We start from the raw sequence: 21,190 nt of genomic DNA on the forward strand, positions 1-21,190 counted from the left end.
CAAATCTCCCCCCTCCTCCTCACCGGCTCCAGCAACGTCAAATCCCCAGCAATCACCTGATACCCCTGCGGCGCGGGCGGCCGCGCTTCCACGCCGATCGCCTCCAGCACCCGCGGGTCCTGGTAATAACAGGTGACCGTCTCCAGCGCCAATTCCGCCAGAAACCCCGCATCCCGCGCCCGCAACGCCTGCGCCAGCGCTAACCGCTGCGCCTCATCAACCTCGACAAACCCCTGCCCATACGCTGCATGCGCAGCCGCCTCCAGATCCGCCAACCCCGCAACCACCGCCGGCAGCAACGCCCGCGCCTGCGCAAGCAACCGCCCCTGCACCCCCACCTGCGAAGCCCCCGGCAATCCGCGCTCAGGCAGCGGCGGCACGATCACATCAAGCAGCGCATCGAGCGCGGCGTGTTGCGCGTCATCGAGCAACACGCCGCCCTCAGCGGCAGCGCCGGTATCCGCAGCAGGCGAGACCTTAGAAAACCCGTCGTCACGCATGATCAGTCGTCGAAAAGGTTGGCCAGGCGCTGCTTCATCTGGTCGGCGATATACAGCGCAACCGCCTGGATGGTGGAGGTGGGATTCACGCCGCCCGAGGTGACGAATACGCTGCCGTCCACGATGAAAAGATTCTTCACATCATGGCTGCGGCCCCAGGGGTTGACCACCGAGCGCTCGGGGTCGGTGCCCATGCGGGCCGTGCCGAGCAGGTGCCAGCCCGCGTAACGGATGGGGCCTTCGGTGTAGATGTCGGTGCCGCCGGCTGCCTGCATCACCTCGGTGCCGCGGGCGAACGCATGCTGCAGCATCCGCCGGCTGTTCTCGCTCATCGTGTACCTGATGCGCGGCGCCGGAATGCCGCTGCTGTCGGTCACCTCCGGGTCGAGCGTGACGGTGTTGTGTTCCTCGGGCAGGTCCTCGATGCAGATGCCGATGTTGACCACCTGCCCGTAGCGCCGCGCGAAGGCCTCGTGGTGCCCCGGCCCCCACGGAATCTGGCCGCGCGCAAGGCCCTGGCGGGCAAGGTTCACCGGCCCCGCGCCGCGCGTGATCTGCAGGTTGTAGCCGCGCACGAAACCGCGCGAGAGGTCGGTCTCGTAGAACTCCTTGCTCAGGATGCAGCAGCCCGAGGGCCCGTAGCGCGAGGCCAGCGGCTCGTCGAACACGCCCTGCACCAGCCCCCACGGGTGAAGCATGAGGTTGCGGCCCACCAGCCCCGAGCGGTTGGCCAGACCATTCGGAAAGCGCGCCGACGTGGAATTGAGCAGCAGGCGCGGCGTGCCGATGCCGTTGCAGGCCAGCACCACCACATGCGCGCGCACCCGGTGCTCGCGGCCCTCGGGGTCGAGGTAGACCACGCCGGTGGCCATGTCGTTCTCATCGACCAGCACCTCGCGCACCCGCGCCCGGGTGCGCAGCTCCACCCCCGCACGGCGCGCCACCGGCCAGTAGGTGACATCGGCGCTGCTCTTGGCGCCACGCGCGCAGCCCGAGTGGCAGGGCCCCAGGTTGCCGCAGGCCTCGCGCCCCTCGTAGGGCACGGTGGCAATCGCGCTGTCCGACGGCCACCAGTGCCAGCCCAGCCGGTTGAAGCCGCGCGCCATCGCCTCGCCCATGCGGCCCAGCGGCACCGGCGGCATGGGCGGGCGCCGCAGCGGCGAGCCGGTGTCGCCGGCCAGCCCGGCCACGCCGATCATGCGGTCGTTGAGCTCGAACCAGGGCTCGAGCGTGGCGTAGTCGATCGGCCAGTCGTCGGCCACGCCATCGAGGCTGCGCACGCGAAAGTCTGACGGATGAAAGCGCGGCCAGTGCGCCGAGTAGAGCACCGTGCTGCCGCCCACGCCGTTGAAGTTCACGATCGAGATCGGCGACTCGTGCTCGACGATCGGATAGTCGGTCTCGCGGCGGCGGATGTTCGGGCTGGTGGAGTAGGCGCCGTGGGCCTCGGCCTCCCAGGACATGCGCGTGGTCGGGTAGTCGGCCGGGTTCATCCAGTCGCCCTGCTCCAGGCACACGATGCGCATGCCGGTCTCGGCCAGGCTCCAGGCCACCGCCGCGCCCGAGGCGCCCGAACCCACGATCAGCACATCGATGATGTCTTCGGCCACGGCAGCTCCTGAGGGATTGGGTGGCGCGGCTCAGCCGCCGCCGATGCGCGGGATCAGCACCACCTCGGCATCTGCCGCAAGCGGCTCGCCGAGCGCGTCGTGATGGATCTCGCCGTCGATGGCCAGGGCCATGGCGGACTCGACATGCGAACCCAGGCCCGGCCAGCGGGCTTCGAGCGCGGCGATCAGGCCGCGCACCGTGGCCGCGGGCACCTCGAAACGGGACAGGCCGCCGGCGAGCTCGCGCACGCGCGAATCCACCGAACTCACCCAGGCCATGCGGACCAGCTCGGGTGACTCGGTGAGGCGGCACCCACGACCGTATCAGCCCGCCGCGCCCGGCTGATCGAGCGCCTGCAGCAGCACCGGTGGCGAGAGCGGCAGCTCGGTCAGGCGATGACCGACCAGGCGGCTGAGCGCGCAGGCCACCGCTGGCAGCGGCGGCACGATCGGGGCCTCGCCCACGCCCTTGGCGCCATAGGGATGGCGCTTGTTGGGGGCGGACTCGACCAGCACGGTGTCGATCATGGGCAGGTCGCTGGCCACCGGCATGCGGTAGTCGAGGAAGCCCGGGTTGAGCAGGCGGCCGGCATCGTCGTACAGATAGGCCTCGTTCAGCGCCCAGCCCACGCCCTGGGCCACGCCGCCCTGGATCTGGCCCTCGACATAGGAGGGGTGGATGGCGCGCCCCACATCCTGCGCGGCGGTGTAGCGCACCACGGTGGGCCGGCCGGTCTCGCGGTCGAGCGCGATGTCGCAGAGATGCACCGCGAAGCCCGGCCCGGCGCCCTGCGCGGTGAGCGAGGCATGGGCGGCGATGGGGCCGCCGGTGCGCGCGCTGCGCCCGGCGATCTCGGCCAGCGTGAGCGGTTTGACGGTCTTGGACGGGTCGGTGCACACCGCCTGCCCGCCCTGCCACTGCACCTGATCGAGCGGGCACTCCCAGATCAGACCGGCGCGGCGGCGCAGGTCGTCGACCACCTTGCCGGCGGCCTGCACCACCGCCATGCCAGTGGCGAAGGTGACGCGGCTGCCGCCGGTGGTGGCCGAGAAGCCGATGGCCGAGGTGTCGGCCACGATGGCGCGCACGCGGGCGATGGGCACGCCCAGGGTCTCGGCGGCCATCATGGCCATGGAGGCGCGCGAGCCGCCGATGTCGGGGTTGCCCGAGACCACGGTGACCCCGCCGGCCTCGTCCACATGGACTGCCGCCGAGGACTCACCGCCGATGTTGAACCAGAAGCCGCAGGCCACGCCGCGGGCCTGATCGGGGCCAAGCGGCGCCCGGTAGTGCGGGTGGTTGCGGATCGCCTCGAGGGTCTCGATGAACGCGATCTCGCGGAAGGTGGCGCCGTACACCGCCTTGGCGCCGGGGCGCACCGCATTGCGGATGCGCAGCTCGATCGGGTCGATGCCCAGGCGCAGCGAGAGCTCGTCAAGACAGCTCTCGACGGCGAGCGCGGCCATCGGCGCGCCCGGCGCGCGGTAGGCCGCCACCTTGGCGCGGTTGCTCACCACATCGAAGCCGGTGATGGCCACATGCTCGATGTCGTAGCAGGCGAGCGCGGCCATGCAGCCCGCGCCCACCGGCGAGCCGGGGAAGGCTCCGGCCTGGTACTTGAGCACCAGCTCGGCAGCGATCACCCGGCCGTCGGCACTGGCGCCCAGGCGGGCCTCGATCACGCAGCCCGAGGTGGGGCCGCTTGCCTCGAAGACCTCGGCGCGGGTCATCACCATGCGCACCGGCCGGCCGCACTGGCGCGACAGCGCGAGCGCCACCGGCTCGAGATACACCGTGGTCTTGCCGCCGAAGCCGCCGCCGATCTCGGCCGGCGTGACGCGGATGTCGCGCAGCTCGATGCCGAGCAGCCCCGCACACATCGCGCGCACCGCGAAGTGGCCCTGGGTGGAGACCCAGACCTGGCACTGACCGTCGGCGCCGGCGCTGGCCACGCAGGCATGCGGCTCGAGGTAGCCCTGGTGCACCGGCGCCGTGACATAGCGGCCGCTGACCACCACCTCGGCGCCGGCCATGGCGGCGGCAGCATCGCCGCGGCCAAGCATGATCTTCTCGGCGATGTTGGAGGGCGCGGTCGGGCGCGGCGTGACGCCCTTGGTGAACAGGTCATCGTGCAGCAGCGGCGCATCGGGCGCCATGGCGGCCTCGACATCGATGACATGCGGCAGCGGCTCGTAGCGCACCGCGATCAGCGCCAGCGCCGCCTCGGCGATCTCGGGGGAGGTGGCTGCCACCGCCGCCACGGCGTGACCGACATAGAGCGCCTTGCCGCGGGCCATGCAGTTCTCGGAGAGCGCGCGCAGCGTGGCCGCGCCCTCCCCGGCGTCGACCGCCTGGTTGCCGGGCTCGGGGAAGTCGGCCGCCGTGACCACCGCCTTCACGCCCGGCAGGGCGCGGGCCGCGCTGGTGTCGATGGACAGGATGCGGGCATGGGCGTGCGGGCTGCGCAGCACCCGGCCGGTGAGCATGCCGGGCAGGCGCAGGTCGGCGCCGAAGTTGGCGCGACCGGTGACCTTGTCGGCGCCATCGGGGCGGATCGGCCGCTGGCCGACCACCTGCAGCACGGGCGCGGAAACGGCGTCGTTCATGGGCGGGCCTCCTGGGCGCGAAGCTGGGCGGCGGCGTCGAGCACCGCGCGCACGATCTTGTCGTAGCCGGTGCAGCGGCAGAGATTGCCGGCCAGCCAGTAGCGGACTTCGGTCTCGGTGGGATCGGGATTGCGGTCGAGCAGGGCCTTGGCCGCCACCAGCAGGCCCGGCGTGCAGAAGCCGCACTGCAGGGCGGCGTGCTCGAGGAACTGCTGCTGCACCGGGTGCAGCCGGCCGCCCTCGGCGAGGCCCTCGATGGTGCCGATGCGGCGGCCCTGCGCCTCGGGGGCGAACACCAGGCAGGCGCAGGCGAGCCGGCCATCGAGCGTGATGGAGCAGGCGCCGCAGTCGCCGCTGCCGCAGCCTTCCTTGCTGCCGGTGAGACCGAGCTCGTCGCGCAGGGCGTCAAGCAGGCTCTGGCTGGCGCTGCCGAGAAACTCAACCGGCTCGCCGTTGACGATGCAGCTGATGCGTTGTTTGCTCATGCGCAGGCCCTTTCATAGGCGATGACGGCCGCCCGGCGTGCGAGCACGCCGGCCACGCGAATCCGGTAGGCGGCGGTGCCGCGCTTGTCGTCGATGGGGCGGCAGGCCGCGCTCGCGGCGGCGGCCAGGCGCGCCAGCGCCTCGTCTTCCAGGCGGGTGCCGATCAGCGCCTGCGCGGCGGCATCCACCCGCAGCGCAGTGGGCGCGACCGCGCCGAGCGCCACCCGGGCCTGGCTCACGCGGCGATCGGCATCGAGCGCGAGCCACACGCCCGCGCCGGCCACCGCGATGTCCATCTCGGTGCGGGGAATGAGGCGCAGGTAGGCATCGCCCGAGCGCGGGGCGCGCGCCGGCAGCGCGATGGCCACCAGCACCTCGCCCGGCGCCAGCGCATGACGCCCCGGGCCGAGCTGCAGGGCTTCAGCGGCCAGCTCGCGCTCGCCGGCAGGGCCCGCCACCCGCAGCACCGCGCCGGCGGCGATCAGGGCCGGCACGCTGTCGGCCGCGGGCGAGGCGTTGCACAGGTTGCCGCCAAGGCTGGCGCGGCCCTGCACCTGGGTGGAGCCGATCAGGCGCGCGGCCTCGACCACGCCCGGCCAGGCCGCGGCCAGGCCGGCGTGCTCGCCGATCTGCGCGCAGGGCGTGGCCGCCCCGATGACGAAACCGGCCGGCCCGGCCTGGATGCCGATCAGGCCCGGAATGCGCTTGAGATCGAGGATGCGCTGCGGCTGCAGTCGGCCCGAGCGCATCTGCACCATGAGGTCGGTGCCGCCGGCGAGCGGCCGGGTCTGGCCGGCCTGCCCGAGCAGAGCCAGGGCATCCTGGAGGCTGGCCGGCGCCTGGAAGTCGATGTCGGTCATGTCAGTAGCCCTCGGAGAGCAGCGGGAAGGCGCTGAGCACATGGGGCGGCACCACCGGCTGGGCCGGCACCACGCTGCCGGGGTGGAGCTGGTCGATGGACGACAGGCCCATCGAGGCGAGGTTGAGCTGCATCTCGATCTCGAGCAGCTCGAGCATGCGCACCACCGCGGGCGTGCCGCCGGCGGCCATGGCCAGCGCCTCGAGGCGGCCGATGCCCACCGCGCGAGCCCCCAGGGCCAGCGCCTTGATGATGTCGGTGCCGCGCATGATGCCGCCGTCGACGATCACCGGCACGCGTCCGGCCACGGCCTGCACCACCTCGGGCAGGGTCTCGAGCGTGGCCTGGCCGTGGTCGAGCTGGCGACCGCCGTGGTTGGACACATAGATGACATCGACGCCGTTGCGCACCGCGAGGTCGGCGTCTTCGGCGCAGGCGATGCCCTTGAGGATCAGCGGAATGTCGAAGCGGTCCTTGATGCGGCGGATCAGGTCCCAGGTCATCGAGGGCTGCATGGTGACCGACGGCCGGCGCGGCAGGCGGGTGCCGGGCTGGCGCGCGGCCATGGGCAGGTAACGCTTGAGCAGGTCGCGCTCGCGGCGGCTGTAGATCTGGGTGTCTGCCGTGAGGCAGAAGCCCTTGTAGCCCGCGGCCACGGTGCGCGCGATGATGTCCATCATCCAGGCCTCGTCGCCGTGCACATAGAGCTGATGGATCTTGGGCGCGTCGCACTGGCGGGCCAGGGTCTCGAAGTCGGGCTGGCATACCGAACTGAGGATCTGCATCACGCCGAACTCGCCCACGGCGCGCGCCACCGACAGCCCACCGCCGGCCTCGAAGACCTGCAGCGAGCCGATCGGGGCGAGCAGCACCGGGATGCGCAGGTCGACCCCGAGCAGGCTGCGCCGGGTATGCACCTGCGAGACATCGTGCATCACCCGCGCCCGCAGCGCCAGCCGGTCGAGGGCGAGCCGGTTGCGCTTCATGGTGGTCTCGGTCTCGGCTGCGCCGGTGAGGTAGTCCCACTCGCCGCGGCCCAGGGCGCTGCGCGCCAGCTGGACCATCTCCTGCAGGGTGGTGAAATCGGCTGCCATCGGGATCCCCCTGGTGCGTGGGTTGTCAAGGTATCCGATCGATTGTGCGCCCGCCATCGGCGGCCCGGCGATGCGCGCCGGTTCGGTCGCTGCGCTTTCGCGCACCGCGCCTGCCGCGCCAGGCAAAGCGGATCGAAAAAACGAAAGCGCACCGGCCAAGCGCGCACGCCTTGCCCGCGGGCCGGCCGCGGGCCTGGGCCATACTCGCCCGTGCCCGCCCGGCGCGCGCCGCGCCGCCCCACCCCCGGAGACCCCGCAATGCGCCCATGGCACTTCCAGTCCGCCAGCCAGCTCGCCGCCCAGATCCGCGATGGCCGGGTGGGTGCCCGCGAGCTGCTCGAGCACTTCCTCGCCCGCGTCGATCGGCACAACCCGGGCATCAACGCGGTGGTGGTCCAGGACCGCGAGGGCGCCCGCGCGCGCGCCGATGCCGCCGACCAGGCCCGCGCCCGCGGCGAGGCGCTCGGCCCGCTGCACGGCGTGCCGATGACCATCAAGGAAAGTTATGACTTCGCCGGCACCCCCACCACCTGGGGCATTCCGGCGCAGCGCGACAACATCGCCCGCACCGACGCGCTGGCCGTGCAGCGGCTGGCCGCCGCCGGCGCGAATGTGTTCGGCAAGACCAATGTCCCGATCCGCCTGGCCGACTTCCAGAGTTACAACGAGATCTACGGCACCACCGGCAATCCCTGGGCGCCCGATCGCACGCCCGGCGGCTCCTCGGGCGGCTCGGCCGCGGCACTGGCCGCGGGGCTCACCGGCCTGGAGATCGGCAGCGACATCGGCGGCTCGATCCGCAACCCGGCGCACTTCTGCGGGGTGTTCGGCCACAAGCCCACCTGGAACCTGCTGCCGATGCGCGGCCACGCCCTGGGCGGGGCGCGCACGCCGACCGACATCTCGGTGATCGGGCCGCTCGCGCGCAGCGCCGAGGACCTGGAGATCGCCCTTGGCCTGCTGGCCCGGCCCGACGAACTCGAGGCGCCGGGCCTGCAGGTGGCGCTCGGCGGGCTCGGCGAGTCGTTGCGCGGCCTGCGGGTGGCGCTGTGGACCAGCGACCCGATGTGCCCGTCATCGGCTGCGGTGGCCGAGCGGGTGACGGCCGTGGCCCGGGCGCTGGCCGCGCAGGGCGCGATCGTCGATGACGCCGCGCGTCCGGCCTTCAGCCCCGAGCACAGCCACACCGTGTTCTCGGCCCTGCTCGCCTCGGCGATGGCCGCGCGCCTGCCCGACGACGAGTTCGCCCGGCTGGTGGCGCGGGCCGAGTCGGCCGCGCCCGATGACCGCAGCCCGGCGGTGCAGCAGGCCCGCTGGCAGACGATGCGGGCCCGCGACTGGGCGCGCCTGAACGAGGAACGCACCCGCCTGCGCTGGGCCTGGCATGCGTTCTTCCAGCAGCATGATGTGCTGGTCACGCCGATCATGCCCACCACCGCCTTCGCGCACGATCAGCGCGCGCTCGGCGAGCGCCGCATCCGCGTCGATGGTGTCGACCATCCCTACTTCATGCAGACCTTCTGGGCCGGGCTGGCCGGCGTGTCCTACCTGCCGGGCACGGTCATCCCCGGCGGCGCGGGCCCCGATGGCCTGCCCATCGGCGTGCAGCTGATCGGCCCGGCCTATGGCGATCTGCGCACGGTGCAGCTCGCCCGCCGCCTGGAGCAGCTCGGCTTCGGCTTCACCCCGCCGCCCGGATTCGACTGACGCGGGGGCGCGTCCCGATTTCTTCCCCCTTACCGGCGGCCCCCGGGGCGCCAGGAGAATGGCATGCAGATCCAGCAAGGACAGATCGCGGTGATCACCGGCGCCGGCAGCGGCATCGGCCGCGCGCTGGCGCAGCAGCTCGCCGCGCAGGGCGTGCACCTGGGCCTGTGCGATCTCGACACCGCCGGCCTCGCCCAGACCCGCGAACAGTGCCTGGAGAAGGCGCCGGCCGGCACCCGGGTGAGCATCCACCGCGTGGATGTGGCGGTTGAAGACGAGATGCTCGACTTCCGCGACGCAGTGGCCCGGGTGCATGGCACCGACCACATCGCGCTGCTCTTCAACAACGCCGGCATCGGCGGCGGCGGCAGCTTCGTCGACGGCGATCGCGCCGAATGGGAGCGCACCTTCGGGGTGTGCTGGCAGGGCGTGTACAACGGCTGCCGCGCCTTCCTGCCCATGCTGATGGCCAGCCCCGCGGCCTTCCTGGTCAATGTCAGCAGCGTCAACGGCTTCTGGGCCAGCCTCGGCCCCGGCGTGCCGCACACCGCGTATTCGGCGGCCAAGTTCGCGGTCAAGGGCTTCACCGAGGCGCTGATCACCGACCTGCGCCTGAGCGCGCCGCAGGTGCGCTGCGCGGTGGTGATGCCCGGCCACATCGGCACCGGCATCTCGATCAACACCGGGCGGGTGCTGAGCGGCACCGAGCCCCTCACCCTGCCGGCCGAGCGGGTGGCCCAGGCCCGCGCGCGGCTGGTGCGCGCCGGCGCCCCCGTGGCCGCCCTGAGCGACGACCAGATCCGCCAGCTGCTGCATCAGCGCGCGCTGGAGTTCCGCGACAAGGCGCCCACCAGTGCCGACGAGGCCGCGCGGATCATCCTCGCCGGTGTGCGCGAAGACCGCTGGCGCATCCTGGTGGGCGAAGACGCCCATCGGCTCGACGCCATGGTGCGCGCCGAGCCCGAGCAGGCCTACGAGGACGCCTTCGCCGCCGCCTGGCGCAGCGCGGCCACCACCCCCCGCCAATCCGATGGAGACCGCGCATGAGCGATTCCCCCAGCCAGCCCGCCGGCCGCACCGGCGCCGAAGCCCTGGTGCAGACCTTCGTCGATGCCGGCGTGCGGGTCTGCTTCACCAACCCGGGCACCTCCGAGATGCACTTCGTGGCCGCGCTCGACACCAATCCGCAGATGCGCTGCGTGCTCGGTCTGTTCGAGGGCGTGGTCACCGGCGCGGCCGACGGCTACGGCCGCATGGCGGGCACCCCGGCGGCCACGCTGCTGCACCTGGGCCCGGGCCTGGGCAACGGCCTGGCCAACCTGCACAACGCGAAGAAGGCGCGCACCCCGGTGGTCAATGTGGTGGGCGACCACGCCACCTACCACCGCAAGTACGACGCGCCGCTCACCTCCGATGTCGAGGCCATCGCGCGGCCGGTCTCGGGCTGGGTGAAGGCCGCAGCCAGCGCCGATACCGTGGCCGCCGACGGCGCCGCAGCCATCCAGGCCGCGCTCGCCCCGCCCGGTCAGGTGGCCACGCTGATCCTGCCCGCCGACACGGCATGGGACACCACCACCGCGCCCATTCCGGCGCCGCTGCCGCGCCTGAGCCCTCCCCCGATCGATGGCGAGCGGGTGCTGTCGGCGGCCCGCGCGCTGGCCAGCGGCGAGCCCTGCGTGCTGCTGATCAACGGGGTGCTCACCGAAGCGCGCGTGCAGGCCGCGGCGCGCATCGCAGCGGCCACCGGCGCGCGGCTGGTCACCGATACCTTCGTGCCGCGGATGCGGCGCGGCGCCGGTCTTCCGGCCCCGCTGCGCCTGCCCTACTTCGGCGAACAGGCCGCCGAGATGCTGGCCGGCACCCGACACATCATCCTGCTCGGCACCCAGGCACCGGTGACCTTCTTCGCCTATCCCGGCAAGCCCTACTGGCTGACGCCGGAGGGCTGCACGCTGCATGAGGTGGCCGGCCGCGACGGCGATCTCGACGGCGCGCTCGATGCGCTCGGCCAGGCCGTGGGGGCCAGCGGCAAGGCGGCGCCGCTCGCCGCCGCCGACCGACCGGCACTGCCCAGCGGCAAGCTCGACGCCCGCGCGATCGGCGCGGCGGTGGGCCATCTGCTGCCCGAGAACGCGGTGGTGGTCGACGAGGGCGGCACCTCCGGCCACGGCACCGTGATGGGCACCCGCGGCGCGCCGGCCCATGACTGGCTGCAGCTCACCGGCGGCTCGATCGGCTATGCGCTGCCCACCGCCACCGGCGCGGCCATCGCCGCGCCCGGCCGGCGGGTGCTGTGCCTGCAGGGCGATGGCGGCGGCATGTACACCGTGCAGGCGCTCTGGACCCAGGCGCGCGAACGGCTGGACATCACGACGGTGATCTTCGCCAACCGCCGCTACGGCATCCTGCAGGTGGAGTTCGGGCGGGTGGGCGCGCATGCGCCCGGCCCGAAGGCGATGAGCATGCTCGAGCTCACCGACCCGACCATCGACTGGGTGGGCATGGCCCGCAGCATGGGCGTGACCGCCTGGCGGGCGGACAGCGCCGAGTCGTTCAACAAGGCGCTGGCCGCGTCCTTTGCGCAGCCAGGACCTTCGCTGATCGAGGCGCTGATCTGAGCCTGGCGCCAGGCCTCAGTGAATCTCCGAGGCCTTGCCCTGCGCGGCGCGCAGCTTGTCGATGTCGAAGCCGGGGCTGCGCGCGGCCTCGATGATCACCCGCTCGCGGCGGATGATCTGGTCGGCCGCGCCGCGCACCTTGGTGGCCACCTCGTGGGGGATGACCACCGCGCCGTGCTGATCGGCGTGGATCAGATCGCCATCGCGCACCCGCATGCCGGCCACATCGACCGGTCGAGAGAAGTCCACCACATGCACGAAGGCGTGCGAGGGGATGATGCGGTCGGCCAGCATCTGGAAACCCTCGGCGATGTCGGGAATGTCCCGCACGCCGCCATTGGTGATCAGGCCCAGGCAGCCGAAGCCCTTGTGGATGGAGCTGTTCACCTCGCCCCAGAACGAGCCGTAGCCGCGCTGCTCGTCGAGATCCTGCATGACGATCACGCTCGGCTTGGGGCCCTTGTCGATGTAGGTGTAGTAGGCGTCCGACAGCGCGCGCGCCTCGGGCGCGGCGAGGTCGCTGGGATGCGCGCTGCGGATGGTGGCGGTGCGGGCGATGCCGACCATGGGCTTGAGGTGCGGCCGGGTGCACACCAGCGGTGAGACGGTGTAGCCGTAGCCGCGGCGGCCCGGCACCAGCAGCTCGAGCGCGTTGCACACCGTGGGGGTGTCCATGGTCTGCAGTTCCGCAATCAGCGCGGGGGTGAGTTCGAACATCGTCGGGCTCCCTGGGGCGTGGGTGGAAAGCCGGGATGTTGGAAGGTCTTGGCCGTGGCGTCCAATGCCGGCCTTCCATTCCCGGCGCTATGCTGCAACGACACTCGGAGACCGACCATGGACCGCCTGATGAACCGCGACTGGCAGCAGCCCGTGCGCTACCCCGACCCGGCCGTGGAGGTGCTCGACCGGCGATTCAACCGCTGCCGGGTGGGCAGCGCCGCGCTGGAGCGGATCTGGACCGGCGGTCGCTGGGCCGAGGGCCCGGTGTGGTTCGGCGACCTGCGCAGCCTGATCTGGAGCGACATCCCCAATGACCGCATGCTGCGCTGGTGCGAGGCCACCGGCACCGTGTCGGTCTTCCGCCAGCCGGCCGGCTTCGCCAACGGCAACACCCGCGACCGGCAGGGCCGGCTGCTCACCTGCGAGCATGGCGGGCGCCGGGTGGTGCGCACCGAGATCGACGGCAGCCTCACGGTGCTGATCGAGCGCTTCGAGGGCCGGCGCCTGAACTCGCCCAACGATCTGGTCACCCATCCCGACGGCGCGATCTGGTTCACCGACCCCGCCTACGGCCTGCGCGGCTTTCACGAGGGCGCGCCGGCCGAGCAGGAACTGCCCACCCGCACCTACCGGCTCGACCCGGTCACCGGCGAGGCGAGCGTGGTCGACGAATCCCTGGTGATGCCCAACGGCATCGCGTTCTCGCCCGATCATCTCCGGCTCTATGTGGCCGACACCGGCGCCTCGCACCGGGCCGGCCACCCCCGACAGATCCTGGTCTTCGATGTGATCGACGGCATGCGCCTGGCCAACCGTCGGGTGTTCGCCGACCTGGGCACCTCTTCGCCCGACGGCTTCCGGGTGGACACCCAGGGCAATCTCTGGGCGGCGGTCGCCTGGGGCGATCCCGATCGGGACGGCGTGCATGTGTTCGCGCCCGACGGCACGAAGATCGGCGCGATCCATCTCCCCGAAGGCGCGGCCAATCTCTGCTTCGGCGGCGCGCATCGCGACCGCCTGTTCATCACCGCCTCGCAATCGGTGTACGCGATCGATGTCGGCGCGCAGGGGATGGCCTATGCCTGAGACCACGCCCGCGATCGCCACCGCCCGCGAGCCGGCCGGCGGCCTGCGCCGCGTCGGGCGCAGCCGCCTGTCGGTGGGCGCGCTCGGCTTCGGCGCCGCGCCGCTCGGCGACATCCGGCTTGGCGCCGGCACCTGTCTGGAGACCGTGGCCGCGGCCTGGGCCGGCGGGGTGCGCTTCTTCGACACCGCGCCCTGGTATGGCATCGGCCGCTCAGAACGGCGGCTGGGTCTGGCGCTGGCCGATTGCGCCGGCGGCGAGTCCTTCCAACTGAACACCAAGGTGGGCCGTCGTCTGGAGCCCGAACCGGTGGTGGACGAGGGCCTGCGCACCCTGGCACCGGGCGGCGGACCGCGCACCCCGCGCGACCCGGCCAGCGGCCATCGCGTGCACTTCGACTACAGCGAGGCGGGCATCCTGCAGCAGCACCGCGACTCGCTCACGCGGCTGGGCCTGCCCCGGGTGGACAGCCTCACCCTGCATGACATCGACCATGGCTACCACCACCCCGAGCAGATCGAGACCGCGCTCGGCGAACTCGCCCGCGATCGCGGCGGCGGGGCGCGCGCGCTCGAGTCGCTGCGCAGCGCCGGCCTGATCGACGCGATCGGCGCGGGCTGCAATCGCGAGATGCGCAACCTCGACAGCTGGGCGGGCGGCCGCCACGAGGACCTGATCGAGCGGATTGCCGACACCATCGACCTCGACTTCCTGGTGATCGCCGGCCCCTACACCCTGCTCGACACCCTGGCCCTGCGCCGCGTGCTGCCGCTGTGCACAGCCCGCGGGATCGGCGTGATCATCGCCTCGCCCTTCGCGGGCGGCTGGCTGGTGGCGCCCGAGCGGGTGGGCTACATGTACGGCCAGACGCCGCCCGAGGTCCTGGAGCGCACCGGGCGCCTGCGTGCGCTGGCCGCGCGCTTCGGGGTGCCGATCGCGGCCGCGGCCCTGCAGTTTCCGCTCGCCCACCCGGCGGTGGCCGCGGTGATCCCCGGCGCGCGCTCGGCAGCCGAGGCGCGCGCTGCTGCGGATCTGCTGGCCACGCCGGTGCCGGCGGCGTTCTGGTCCGCGATCAAGTCGGAGGGACTGCTCGACGAGGCTGCGCCCACACCGGCCTGATGCCGGCGCGCGGATCGCGGAACCCCGCCACCGCGGGCCCGCGTCCGGCCGCCATGGCAGGCTTTATGATCCCCGCACCGTCCGGCGGGAACCCGTCCCCCGGCATCCCTGTCCCGACAGAGGCCGCCATCCGGCGGCCGACCAGGAGAATCGATGAGCGCTTCCGCGACCCCGCAATCACCCGCCGGCTCTTCAGAGGCCGGTGCCGGCAACCCGCCCCGGGGGCCGCTGCACGGCATCCGCATCCTCGATCTCTCCCGGGTGCTGGCCGCGCCCTGGTGCGTGCAGAACCTGGGCGATCTCGGCGCCGATGTGGTCAAGGTCGAGCGCCCGGGCCCGGGCGATGAATCGCGCCACTGGGGCCCGCCCTGGCTCAACGGCCCCGATGGCCAGCCCACCAAGGAGTCGGCCTACTTCCTGTCGGCCAACCGCAACAAGCGCTCGGTGGCCATCGACCTCGCCTCGGCCGACGGCCAGGCCCTGGTGCGCAAGCTCGCCGAGACCGCCGACATCTGCATCGAGAACTTCAAGGTGGGCGACCTCGCCCGCTACGGGCTCGACTACGCCTCGCTCTCGAAGATCAACCCGCGGCTGATCTACTGCTCGGTCACCGGCTTCGGCCAGACCGGGCCCTGGGCCACCCGCCCCGGCTACGACTACCTGTTCCAGGGCATGGGCGGGCTGATGTCGGTCACCGGCGAGCGCGATGACCGCCCCGGTGGCGGCCCGCAGCGCTTCGGCCTGCCGATCGTCGACCTGTTCACCGGCATGTACGCCACCATCTCGATCCTGGCCGCGCTGCAGCACCGCAATGTCACCGGCGAGGGCCAGTACATCGACATCTCGCTGTTCAGCACCGTGATCGCGATGAGCTCGGGTCACCTGTCCAACTACATGATCGGCGGCAAGATCCCCGGGCGCACCGGCAACGACTCGCCCAACATCACCCCCTACGGCGTGTACCCCGCCTCCGACGGCCAGTTCATCGTGGCCAGCGCCAACGCCGGCCAGTTCAGCGCGCTGTGCAAGGCCCTGGGCCACCCGGAGTGGATCGACGACCCGCGCTTCAAGGACAACGGCGCGCGCATGGCCCACCAGGGCGAGCTGCACGCCATGTTCTCCGAGATCCTGAGTCAGCAGACCCGCGCCCACTGGGAGGAGATCTTCACCAAGGCCGGCGTGCCCTGTGGCCCGATCAACAACTACCAGCAGGCCATGGCCCATCCGCAGGCCCAGCACCTCCATGTGAAGATCGAGCTGCCGCATGCCACCGGCGTGAACGCGCCGGGCGTGGCCAACCCGATGAAGTTCTCGAAGTCGCCGGTGAGCTATCGCCGCCCGCCGCCGATGATCGGCCAGCACACCCTCGAGGTGCTGCGGGAATCCGGCGTGGCCGAGGACGAGATCCAGCGCCTGCTGCAAGCCGGCACCATCGGCGCGCGCTGATCCGCGCGCCACACGCAACCGGAGACCGCGCATGACGACCGACCTCTTCGACCTGACCGGCAAGGTGGCGCTGGTCACCGGCGGCAGCCGCGGCCTGGGCCGCGCCATGGCGCTGGGTTTTGCCGCCCACGGTGCCGACCTGATCATCGCCTCGCGCAAGCTCGATGCCTGCGAAGCGGTGGCCAACGAGATCCGCGCCATGGGCCGGCGCGCGGTGGCGGTGGCGGCCAATGTCAGCCGCTGGGATGACTGCGACCTGCTCATCCACCATGCCTACCAGGCCTTCGGCAAGGTCGATGTGCTGGTCAACAATGCCGGCCTGTCGCCGCTCTACGGCAAGCTCTCCGAGGTGGGCGAGGCGCTCTTCGACAAGGTGATCGGCCTGAACCTCAAGGGGCCCTTCCGCCTGAGCGCGGTCATCGGCGAGCGCATGGCCGAGGGTGACGGCGGCAGCATCATCAACATCTCGTCCACCGCGGCGGCCAACCCGGCGCCGCACGCCGAGCCCTACGGCGCGGCCAAGGCCGGCCTGAACAACCTCACCCGGTCGTTTGCCTTCGCCTTCGGCCCGAAGGTGCGGGTCAACAGCATCATGTGCGGGCCCTTCCTCACCGACATCAGCAAGGCCTGGGACATGGAGGCCTTCGCCCGGCGTGCCGCAACCTCGATCGCGCTCAAGCGCGGCGGCCAGGCCGAAGAGGTGGTGGGCGCCGCGCTCTACTTCGCGAGCAACGCCTCCTCGTTCACCACCGGCGCGGTGCTGCGGGTGGACGGCGGCACCGGCGGCGGCGGGGTCTGAGCCCGCCCGCGTCCCATCTCACGCGCACGCTGCCGGGGTCGGGTCGCACCCGGGCACCGGCCAGCGCACAACCATCCCAGGAGACAGACCATGGCCCGATTGAGCAAGCTCTCGCGATCCGTCGCGGGCAAGGTGGTGATCGTCACCGGCGCGGCCAGCGGCATGGGCCGCGCCACCGCCCATCTCTTCGCCGACGAGGGCGCGAAGGTGGCGGCCGTGGACATCACCCCGATCGGCCCGGTGGTCGATGAGATCACCGGCGCCGGCGGCACGGTGCGCGGCTGGCAGCTCGACGTGCGCAACCGCGCCGAGATCGACCGGGTGGTGGGCGAGATCGCCGCGCACTTCGGCGGCATCGACATCCTGGTCAACAACGCCGGCATCTCGCGCCACGGCCCGGTCGACTCCGAGGACTTCGAGGAGCGCTGGGCGCAGCACCTCGATGTGCTGCTCACCGGGCAGGTGCGCATGATCCGCGCCGCGCTGCCGTGGCTGCGCAAGTCCGACACACCGCGCATCGTGAACATCGCCTCCACCGAGGCGCTGGGCGCCACCCGCTTCATCAGCCCCTACACCGCCGCCAAGACCGGCGTGGTGGGCCTCACCCGCTCCCTGGCGGTGGAGTTCGGCCCTGAGGGCATCACCGTCAACTGCATCTGCCCAGGCCCCATCCACACCGGCATGACCGCGCGCATCCCCGACGAGCAGAAGGCCGAGTACGCGCGCCGGCGCACCGCCCTGCGCCGTTACGCGGAACCCGAAGAGGTGGCGCACATGACGCTGTCGCTGTGCATGCCTGCGGCCGGCTTCGTCACCGGCGCCACGCTGCCGGTGGACGGCGGACTCACCATCCGCAACGCCTGAGCGCCAGCGGCGCCCTGGCGCCGCCCGCAAACGGCCAGCGGGGCTTGCGCCCGCCAGGCCGCCCTGCGCCGGCGCTACTGCCGGGTGCGGGTGGGGATCTGGTTGAAGGGCAGGCCGCGGTCGGCCCGCATGTCGGCCGGCAGGCCCAGCACCCGCTCGGCGATGATGTTGCGCAGGATCTCGTCGGTGCCGCCCTCGATGCGGGTGGCCGGCGAGCGCAGCAGCATGGCCTGGAAGCGACCGGCGGCCTCGACCATGGCCGGGTCGGTCATGATGCCGGCCTGCCCCTGGAGATCGAGCGCGAACATCGCGATCTCCTGCAGGGTCTGCCCGGCCACCAGCTTGCCGATCGAGTTCTCGGGCCCCGGGGTCTCACCGCGCGACAACGCCGAGATGCTGCGGTAGGCGGTGTAGCGCAGGCCGCTGGTGCGCACCGCCCAGGTGGCGAGCCTGGAGCGCACCGCGGGGTCATCGATGGCCAGCCCGTTGCCGGTGTCGAACTCGCAGCAGAAATCGAGCAGTTCGGGAAAGCCGGTGGGCATGCCCGCGCCGATGGACAGCCGCTCGTTCATGAGCGTGGTGAGCGACACCTTCCAGCCCTGGCCGGGGGTGCCCAGGCGCTGGTCATCGGGGATGCGCAGGTCGGTGAAGAAGACCTCGTTGAAGCCCGACTGGCCATTGACCTGCTTGATGGGCCGCACCTCGATGCCGGGGCTCTTCATGTCGATGAAGAACATGGTCAGGCCATCATGCTTGGCCACGCCCGGGTCGGTGCGGGTGAGCAGGATGGCATGGTCGGAATAGTGCGCGCCGCTGGTCCAGATCTTCTGGCCATTGACCACCCAGTGGTCGCCCTGCTTCTCGGCGCGCGTGCGCAGGCCGGCCAGGTCGGAGCCGGCCACCGGCTCGGAGAAGAGCTGGCACCACACCGACTCGCCCGAGGCGAGCGGCGGCAGATAGCGGCGCTTCTGGTCCTCGGTGGCGTAGGTCATCATGGTGGGCGCACACATGCCCTGGCCGATCAGGAAGGGCGAGGACAGCTTCGAGTAGACGCCCTCCTCCTGCTGCCAGATCACCCGTTCGATGGGTGTGGCGCCGCGCCCGCCGTACTCCCTGGGCCAGTGCAGGCAGGCCCAGCCGCCGTCGTACTTGCGCTTCTGCCAGGCCTTGCCGGCCTTGAGCACATCGCCGCTGCGCAGGGCGGGCTGGCCGAAGCCGGCCGCCTCGAGCTCGTCGCGCAGCTCGTGCGGGGCATTGGACTGGATCCAGGCGCGGGCCTGGGTGCGGAACTCGGCTTCCTGCGGGGTATCGGCGAAATTCATGGCGGTGCGGGTCCTGGCGGGTCGCGGTGTCGCGATGTCTTGGGGTGTGGATGCGGGCGTGGCTGGCGCGGACGGGTGCGGCGGCAGGTCAGGCGGCGCGGGCGGCGCGCAGGCGCTGCACCAGCCGGTCTTCCCAGACCGAGAGCGCGCCTAGCGAGACCGCCAGCAGGTTGGCGCGGCGATAGTAGAGGTGGCAGTCGAACTGCCAGGTGAAGCCCATGCCGCCATGCACCTGGATGTTGTTGCGGGCGCAGTGCTGGAAGGCCTGGGTGGCGCTCACCCGCGCGGTGGCCGCGGCCTGCGGCAGTTCATCGGTGTCATTGGAGAGCGCCCAGGCGGCGTAGTAGGCATTGGAGCGCGCCAGCGTGGCCGAGACATACATGTCGGCGAGCATGTGCTTGATGGCCTGCATCGAGCCGATCGGGCGGCCGAAGGCGAAGCGCTCGAGGGCGTAGTCGCGGGCCATCTCGAGCGCGCGATCGGCGCCACCGATCTGCTCGAAGGCCACCAGCACCGCGGCGCGATCGAGCACGCGATCGAGCAGCGCCCAGCCCTGGCCGGGCTCGCCCAGCGGCTCGGCCGGGGCATCGTGCAGATCGATGCGGGCATGGCTGCGGGTGGGGTCGATGGTGTTCACCGCGGTGCGCGTCACGCCCGGCCCGGTCAGATCGACCAGGTAGAGCGAGAGCGCGGCCGATCCGGGCGCGTCGATGGCTGCCACCACGGCGAAGTCGGCGATGTCGCCGTCGGCAACCGCGGCCTTGCTGCCGCTCAGGCTGACCCCGCCGCTGCCGCGCGTGGCCAGCGTGGCCACGGTGCCGGGGCCCACGCGACCGGGGCCTTCAGCGAGCGCCAGGGTGGCGATGCTGCGGCCGGCGGCCAGGCCGGGCAGGCGCGCGGTCTTCTGGGCCTCGGTGCCGGCCAGCAGCAGGCACTCGGCGGCCAGCGCAATGCTCGAACCCCAGGGCACCGGCGCCACCGCGCGGCCGAGCTCCTCGGCGATCACACAGGCTTCGAGATAGCCCGCGCCCAGCCCGCCATACGCCTCGGGAATGGAGGCGCCGAGATAGCCGAGCTCGCCCAGCGCCGCCCACAGCGCGGCGTCGTGCGACTGCGGCCCGTCGAGCACGGCGCGCACCGCATGGCGGTCGCAGCGATCGGCCAGGAAGCGGCGCACCTGCTCCTTGAGCTGCTTCTGGTCGGCGGAGAAATCGAATTCCATGACGCGGCCTTTCGGAAAGAGGCTTCGATGGTAGTGCAGCCGCAGCGGCGCCGGCCCTGCGCGCGCGATGGCGCGGGTCCGAAAGCCCGGTCAGGCGCGAGTGCGCTGACCGGCGCGTACGCCTGATTCCGATCGGTCGGCCACGCTTTTGCGAGGGCAGTGCGCGCTGACCATAATCGGCCGCAGCCGGGCGCGGCCCGGCATCCCGCGGCCGGCGGCTTGCCGGCCCCACTCCCCGGGGCGCTGCGCCCCGCCAACCGACAGGTCCGACATGACCCAGAGACTGTGTGAAGGCCGCGTGGTGATCGTCACCGGCGCGGGCCGCGGCATCGGCCGCCAGTACGCCCTGATGCTGGCCGCCCATGGCGCCCGCGTGATCGTCAACGACCTCGGCGGGGCGCGCGACGGCACGCCCGACAAGGCCGAGGAGCAGCCCGCCGAGGCGGTGGTGCGCGAGATACGCACTGCCGGCGGCGAGGCGGTGGCCAACCTGGAGAGCTGCTCCGACTGGAAGGCCGCCGGCCGGCTGGTGGAGCAGGCGGTGGATACCTTCGGGCGGCTGGATGCGCTGGTGAACAACGCCGGCATCCTGCGCGACCGGATGCTCACCAACATGACCGAGGCCGAGTGGGATGCGGTCATCAACGTGCACCTCAAGGGCACCTTCGCGCCCACCCACCACGCCGCCAACCACTGGAAGAACCGGCACAAGGCCGGCGAAACCGACCTGGCTGCCCGCATCATCAACACCACCTCTGTGTCGGGCGTTTACGGCAACATCGGCCAGAGCAACTATGGCGCGGCCAAGGCCGGCATCGCGGCCATGACCATCATCGCGGCACGCGAACTGCAGCGCTACGGCATCACCGTGAACGCCATCTCGCCGCATGCCTACACCCGCATGACCGCCGACCTGGGCAACCCCAGCCCCGAGGACATCGAGCGGCGCGACCCGCGCTGGATCGCGCCGGTGGTGGTCTGGCTGGCAAGCCGGCACAGCAGCGCGGTCACCGCCCGGGTGATCGAGGCCGGTGGCGGACACCTCGGCATCACGCAGGGCTGGCATCCCGGGCCGAGCGCGCCGCAGGTGGCGGACCCGGCGCAGGCGGGTGCGATCCTCACCGATCTGGTGGC

At 72.1% G+C, this 21,190-nt stretch carries 19 protein-coding genes; 9 read left to right on the forward strand and 10 right to left on the reverse strand.

Features of this window, described 5'->3' with window-relative positions:
• The 7 genes from AC2H6A_RS07685 to AC2H6A_RS07715 form a co-directional block, all read right to left on the reverse strand.
• Positions 1–500: gluconate 2-dehydrogenase subunit 3 family protein (locus tag AC2H6A_RS07685; protein WP_484272570.1), on the reverse strand; the 500-nt coding region annotated here is incomplete at its 3' end.
• A 2-nt stretch (positions 501–502) separates the two neighbouring features.
• Positions 503–2,110 (reverse strand): GMC family oxidoreductase, encoded by a 1,608-nt coding sequence (locus AC2H6A_RS07690; RefSeq protein ID WP_484272571.1) that lies wholly within the window; start codon positions 2,108–2,110, stop codon positions 503–505.
• A gap of 30 nt (positions 2,111–2,140) precedes the next feature.
• On the reverse strand, positions 2,141–2,389 hold the full coding sequence (locus AC2H6A_RS07695) for a MoaD/ThiS family protein (RefSeq protein ID WP_484272572.1): 249 nt from the start codon (positions 2,387–2,389) through the stop codon (positions 2,141–2,143).
• Positions 2,390–2,434: 45 nt separating this feature from the next.
• Positions 2,435–4,717 (reverse strand): xanthine dehydrogenase family protein molybdopterin-binding subunit, encoded by a 2,283-nt coding sequence (locus tag AC2H6A_RS07700; RefSeq protein ID WP_484272573.1) that lies wholly within the window; start codon positions 4,715–4,717, stop codon positions 2,435–2,437.
• On the reverse strand, positions 4,714–5,202 hold the full coding sequence (locus AC2H6A_RS07705; protein WP_484272574.1) for a (2Fe-2S)-binding protein: 489 nt from the start codon (positions 5,200–5,202) through the stop codon (positions 4,714–4,716). Before AC2H6A_RS07705 ends, AC2H6A_RS07700 begins: the two co-directional genes overlap by 4 nt.
• Complete coding sequence (locus AC2H6A_RS07710) at positions 5,199–6,062, reverse strand: FAD binding domain-containing protein (RefSeq protein WP_484272575.1); 864 nt, start codon at positions 6,060–6,062, stop codon at positions 5,199–5,201. The genes AC2H6A_RS07705 and AC2H6A_RS07710 overlap by 4 nt, the downstream gene beginning before the upstream one ends.
• A gap of 1 nt (position 6,063) precedes the next feature.
• Positions 6,064–7,155: an alpha-hydroxy acid oxidase gene (locus AC2H6A_RS07715; protein ID WP_484272576.1), complete on the reverse strand. Its 1,092-nt coding sequence runs from the start codon at positions 7,153–7,155 to the stop codon at positions 6,064–6,066.
• Between the two features lie 258 nt (positions 7,156–7,413).
• Between AC2H6A_RS07715 and AC2H6A_RS07720 the strand changes: the two genes are divergently transcribed.
• The 3 genes from AC2H6A_RS07720 (at position 7,414) to AC2H6A_RS07730 (ending at position 11,480) form a co-directional block, all read left to right on the forward strand.
• A complete protein-coding gene (locus tag AC2H6A_RS07720) occupies positions 7,414–8,862 on the forward strand; it encodes an amidase (protein ID WP_484272577.1) in 1,449 nt (482 codons plus the stop codon).
• A 63-nt stretch (positions 8,863–8,925) separates the two neighbouring features.
• Positions 8,926–9,909: an SDR family NAD(P)-dependent oxidoreductase gene (locus AC2H6A_RS07725; RefSeq protein ID WP_484272578.1), complete on the forward strand. Its 984-nt coding sequence runs from the start codon at positions 8,926–8,928 to the stop codon at positions 9,907–9,909.
• Positions 9,906–11,480 carry an acetolactate synthase large subunit gene (locus tag AC2H6A_RS07730; RefSeq protein WP_484272579.1) on the forward strand — a complete coding sequence of 525 codons (1,575 nt, stop codon included), beginning with the start codon at positions 9,906–9,908 and terminating at the stop codon, positions 11,478–11,480. The genes AC2H6A_RS07725 and AC2H6A_RS07730 overlap by 4 nt, the downstream gene beginning before the upstream one ends.
• Before the next feature lie 15 nt (positions 11,481–11,495).
• Here AC2H6A_RS07730 and AC2H6A_RS07735 read toward each other — a convergent pair whose 3' ends face one another.
• Positions 11,496–12,197: an RraA family protein gene (locus AC2H6A_RS07735; RefSeq protein WP_484272580.1), complete on the reverse strand. Its 702-nt coding sequence runs from the start codon at positions 12,195–12,197 to the stop codon at positions 11,496–11,498.
• Between the two features lie 117 nt (positions 12,198–12,314).
• On the opposite strand from AC2H6A_RS07735, the gene AC2H6A_RS07740 reads away from it, so the two are divergent.
• The 5 genes from AC2H6A_RS07740 (at position 12,315) to AC2H6A_RS07760 (ending at position 17,512) form a co-directional block, all read left to right on the forward strand.
• Positions 12,315–13,286 (forward strand): SMP-30/gluconolactonase/LRE family protein, encoded by a 972-nt coding sequence (locus tag AC2H6A_RS07740; RefSeq protein WP_484272581.1) that lies wholly within the window; start codon positions 12,315–12,317, stop codon positions 13,284–13,286.
• The gene (locus AC2H6A_RS07745; RefSeq protein WP_484272582.1) at positions 13,279–14,403 is read left to right on the forward strand and encodes an aldo/keto reductase; all 1,125 of its coding nucleotides are present in this window, start codon (positions 13,279–13,281) and stop codon (positions 14,401–14,403) included. Before AC2H6A_RS07740 ends, AC2H6A_RS07745 begins: the two co-directional genes overlap by 8 nt.
• Before the next feature lie 153 nt (positions 14,404–14,556).
• Positions 14,557–15,849, forward strand: a complete 1,293-nt coding sequence (locus AC2H6A_RS07750; RefSeq protein WP_484272583.1) for a CaiB/BaiF CoA transferase family protein — start codon at positions 14,557–14,559, stop codon at positions 15,847–15,849.
• Between the two features lie 31 nt (positions 15,850–15,880).
• Complete coding sequence (locus AC2H6A_RS07755) at positions 15,881–16,648, forward strand: SDR family NAD(P)-dependent oxidoreductase (protein WP_484272584.1); 768 nt, start codon at positions 15,881–15,883, stop codon at positions 16,646–16,648.
• A gap of 90 nt (positions 16,649–16,738) precedes the next feature.
• The gene (locus tag AC2H6A_RS07760) at positions 16,739–17,512 is read left to right on the forward strand and encodes an SDR family NAD(P)-dependent oxidoreductase (RefSeq protein WP_484272585.1); all 774 of its coding nucleotides are present in this window, start codon (positions 16,739–16,741) and stop codon (positions 17,510–17,512) included.
• Between the two features lie 74 nt (positions 17,513–17,586).
• Here AC2H6A_RS07760 and AC2H6A_RS07765 read toward each other — a convergent pair whose 3' ends face one another.
• Together AC2H6A_RS07765 and AC2H6A_RS07770 are read right to left on the reverse strand one after the other, a co-directional pair.
• Positions 17,587–18,834 carry an acyl-CoA dehydrogenase gene (locus AC2H6A_RS07765; protein WP_484272586.1) on the reverse strand — a complete coding sequence of 416 codons (1,248 nt, stop codon included), beginning with the start codon at positions 18,832–18,834 and terminating at the stop codon, positions 17,587–17,589.
• A gap of 88 nt (positions 18,835–18,922) precedes the next feature.
• Complete coding sequence (locus AC2H6A_RS07770; RefSeq protein ID WP_484272587.1) at positions 18,923–20,056, reverse strand: acyl-CoA dehydrogenase family protein; 1,134 nt, start codon at positions 20,054–20,056, stop codon at positions 18,923–18,925.
• 271 nt (positions 20,057–20,327) lie between these two features.
• Between AC2H6A_RS07770 and AC2H6A_RS07775 the strand changes: the two genes are divergently transcribed.
• Positions 20,328–21,190 (forward strand): SDR family NAD(P)-dependent oxidoreductase (locus AC2H6A_RS07775; RefSeq protein WP_484272588.1); only part of this gene is annotated, 863 nt, incomplete at its 3' end.

The organism is Quisquiliibacterium sp., from assembly GCF_982640115.1.

What these genes read in the sequence shown, in the direction of transcription:
- AC2H6A_RS07705 (WP_484272574.1), bottom strand. Translation starts at nt 5,202, where the DNA reads ATGAGCAAACAACGCATCAGCTGCATCGTCAACGGCGAGCCGGTTGAG.
- AC2H6A_RS07750 (WP_484272583.1), top strand. Translation starts at nt 14,557, where the DNA reads ATGAGCGCTTCCGCGACCCCGCAATCACCCGCCGGCTCTTCAGAGGCC.
- AC2H6A_RS07745 (WP_484272582.1), top strand. Translation starts at nt 13,279, where the DNA reads ATGCCTGAGACCACGCCCGCGATCGCCACCGCCCGCGAGCCGGCCGGC.
- AC2H6A_RS07730 (WP_484272579.1), top strand. Translation starts at nt 9,906, where the DNA reads ATGAGCGATTCCCCCAGCCAGCCCGCCGGCCGCACCGGCGCCGAAGCC.
- AC2H6A_RS07710 (WP_484272575.1), bottom strand. Translation starts at nt 6,062, where the DNA reads ATGACCGACATCGACTTCCAGGCGCCGGCCAGCCTCCAGGATGCCCTG.
- AC2H6A_RS07765 (WP_484272586.1), bottom strand. Translation starts at nt 18,834, where the DNA reads ATGAATTTCGCCGATACCCCGCAGGAAGCCGAGTTCCGCACCCAGGCC.
- AC2H6A_RS07740 (WP_484272581.1), top strand. Translation starts at nt 12,315, where the DNA reads ATGGACCGCCTGATGAACCGCGACTGGCAGCAGCCCGTGCGCTACCCC.
- AC2H6A_RS07760 (WP_484272585.1), top strand. Translation starts at nt 16,739, where the DNA reads ATGGCCCGATTGAGCAAGCTCTCGCGATCCGTCGCGGGCAAGGTGGTG.
- AC2H6A_RS07755 (WP_484272584.1), top strand. Translation starts at nt 15,881, where the DNA reads ATGACGACCGACCTCTTCGACCTGACCGGCAAGGTGGCGCTGGTCACC.
- AC2H6A_RS07700 (WP_484272573.1), bottom strand. Translation starts at nt 4,717, where the DNA reads ATGAACGACGCCGTTTCCGCGCCCGTGCTGCAGGTGGTCGGCCAGCGG.
- AC2H6A_RS07715 (WP_484272576.1), bottom strand. Translation starts at nt 7,155, where the DNA reads ATGGCAGCCGATTTCACCACCCTGCAGGAGATGGTCCAGCTGGCGCGC.
- AC2H6A_RS07735 (WP_484272580.1), bottom strand. Translation starts at nt 12,197, where the DNA reads ATGTTCGAACTCACCCCCGCGCTGATTGCGGAACTGCAGACCATGGAC.
- AC2H6A_RS07720 (WP_484272577.1), top strand. Translation starts at nt 7,414, where the DNA reads ATGCGCCCATGGCACTTCCAGTCCGCCAGCCAGCTCGCCGCCCAGATC.
- AC2H6A_RS07725 (WP_484272578.1), top strand. Translation starts at nt 8,926, where the DNA reads ATGCAGATCCAGCAAGGACAGATCGCGGTGATCACCGGCGCCGGCAGC.
- AC2H6A_RS07695 (WP_484272572.1), bottom strand. Translation starts at nt 2,389, where the DNA reads ATGGCCTGGGTGAGTTCGGTGGATTCGCGCGTGCGCGAGCTCGCCGGC.
- AC2H6A_RS07770 (WP_484272587.1), bottom strand. Translation starts at nt 20,056, where the DNA reads ATGGAATTCGATTTCTCCGCCGACCAGAAGCAGCTCAAGGAGCAGGTG.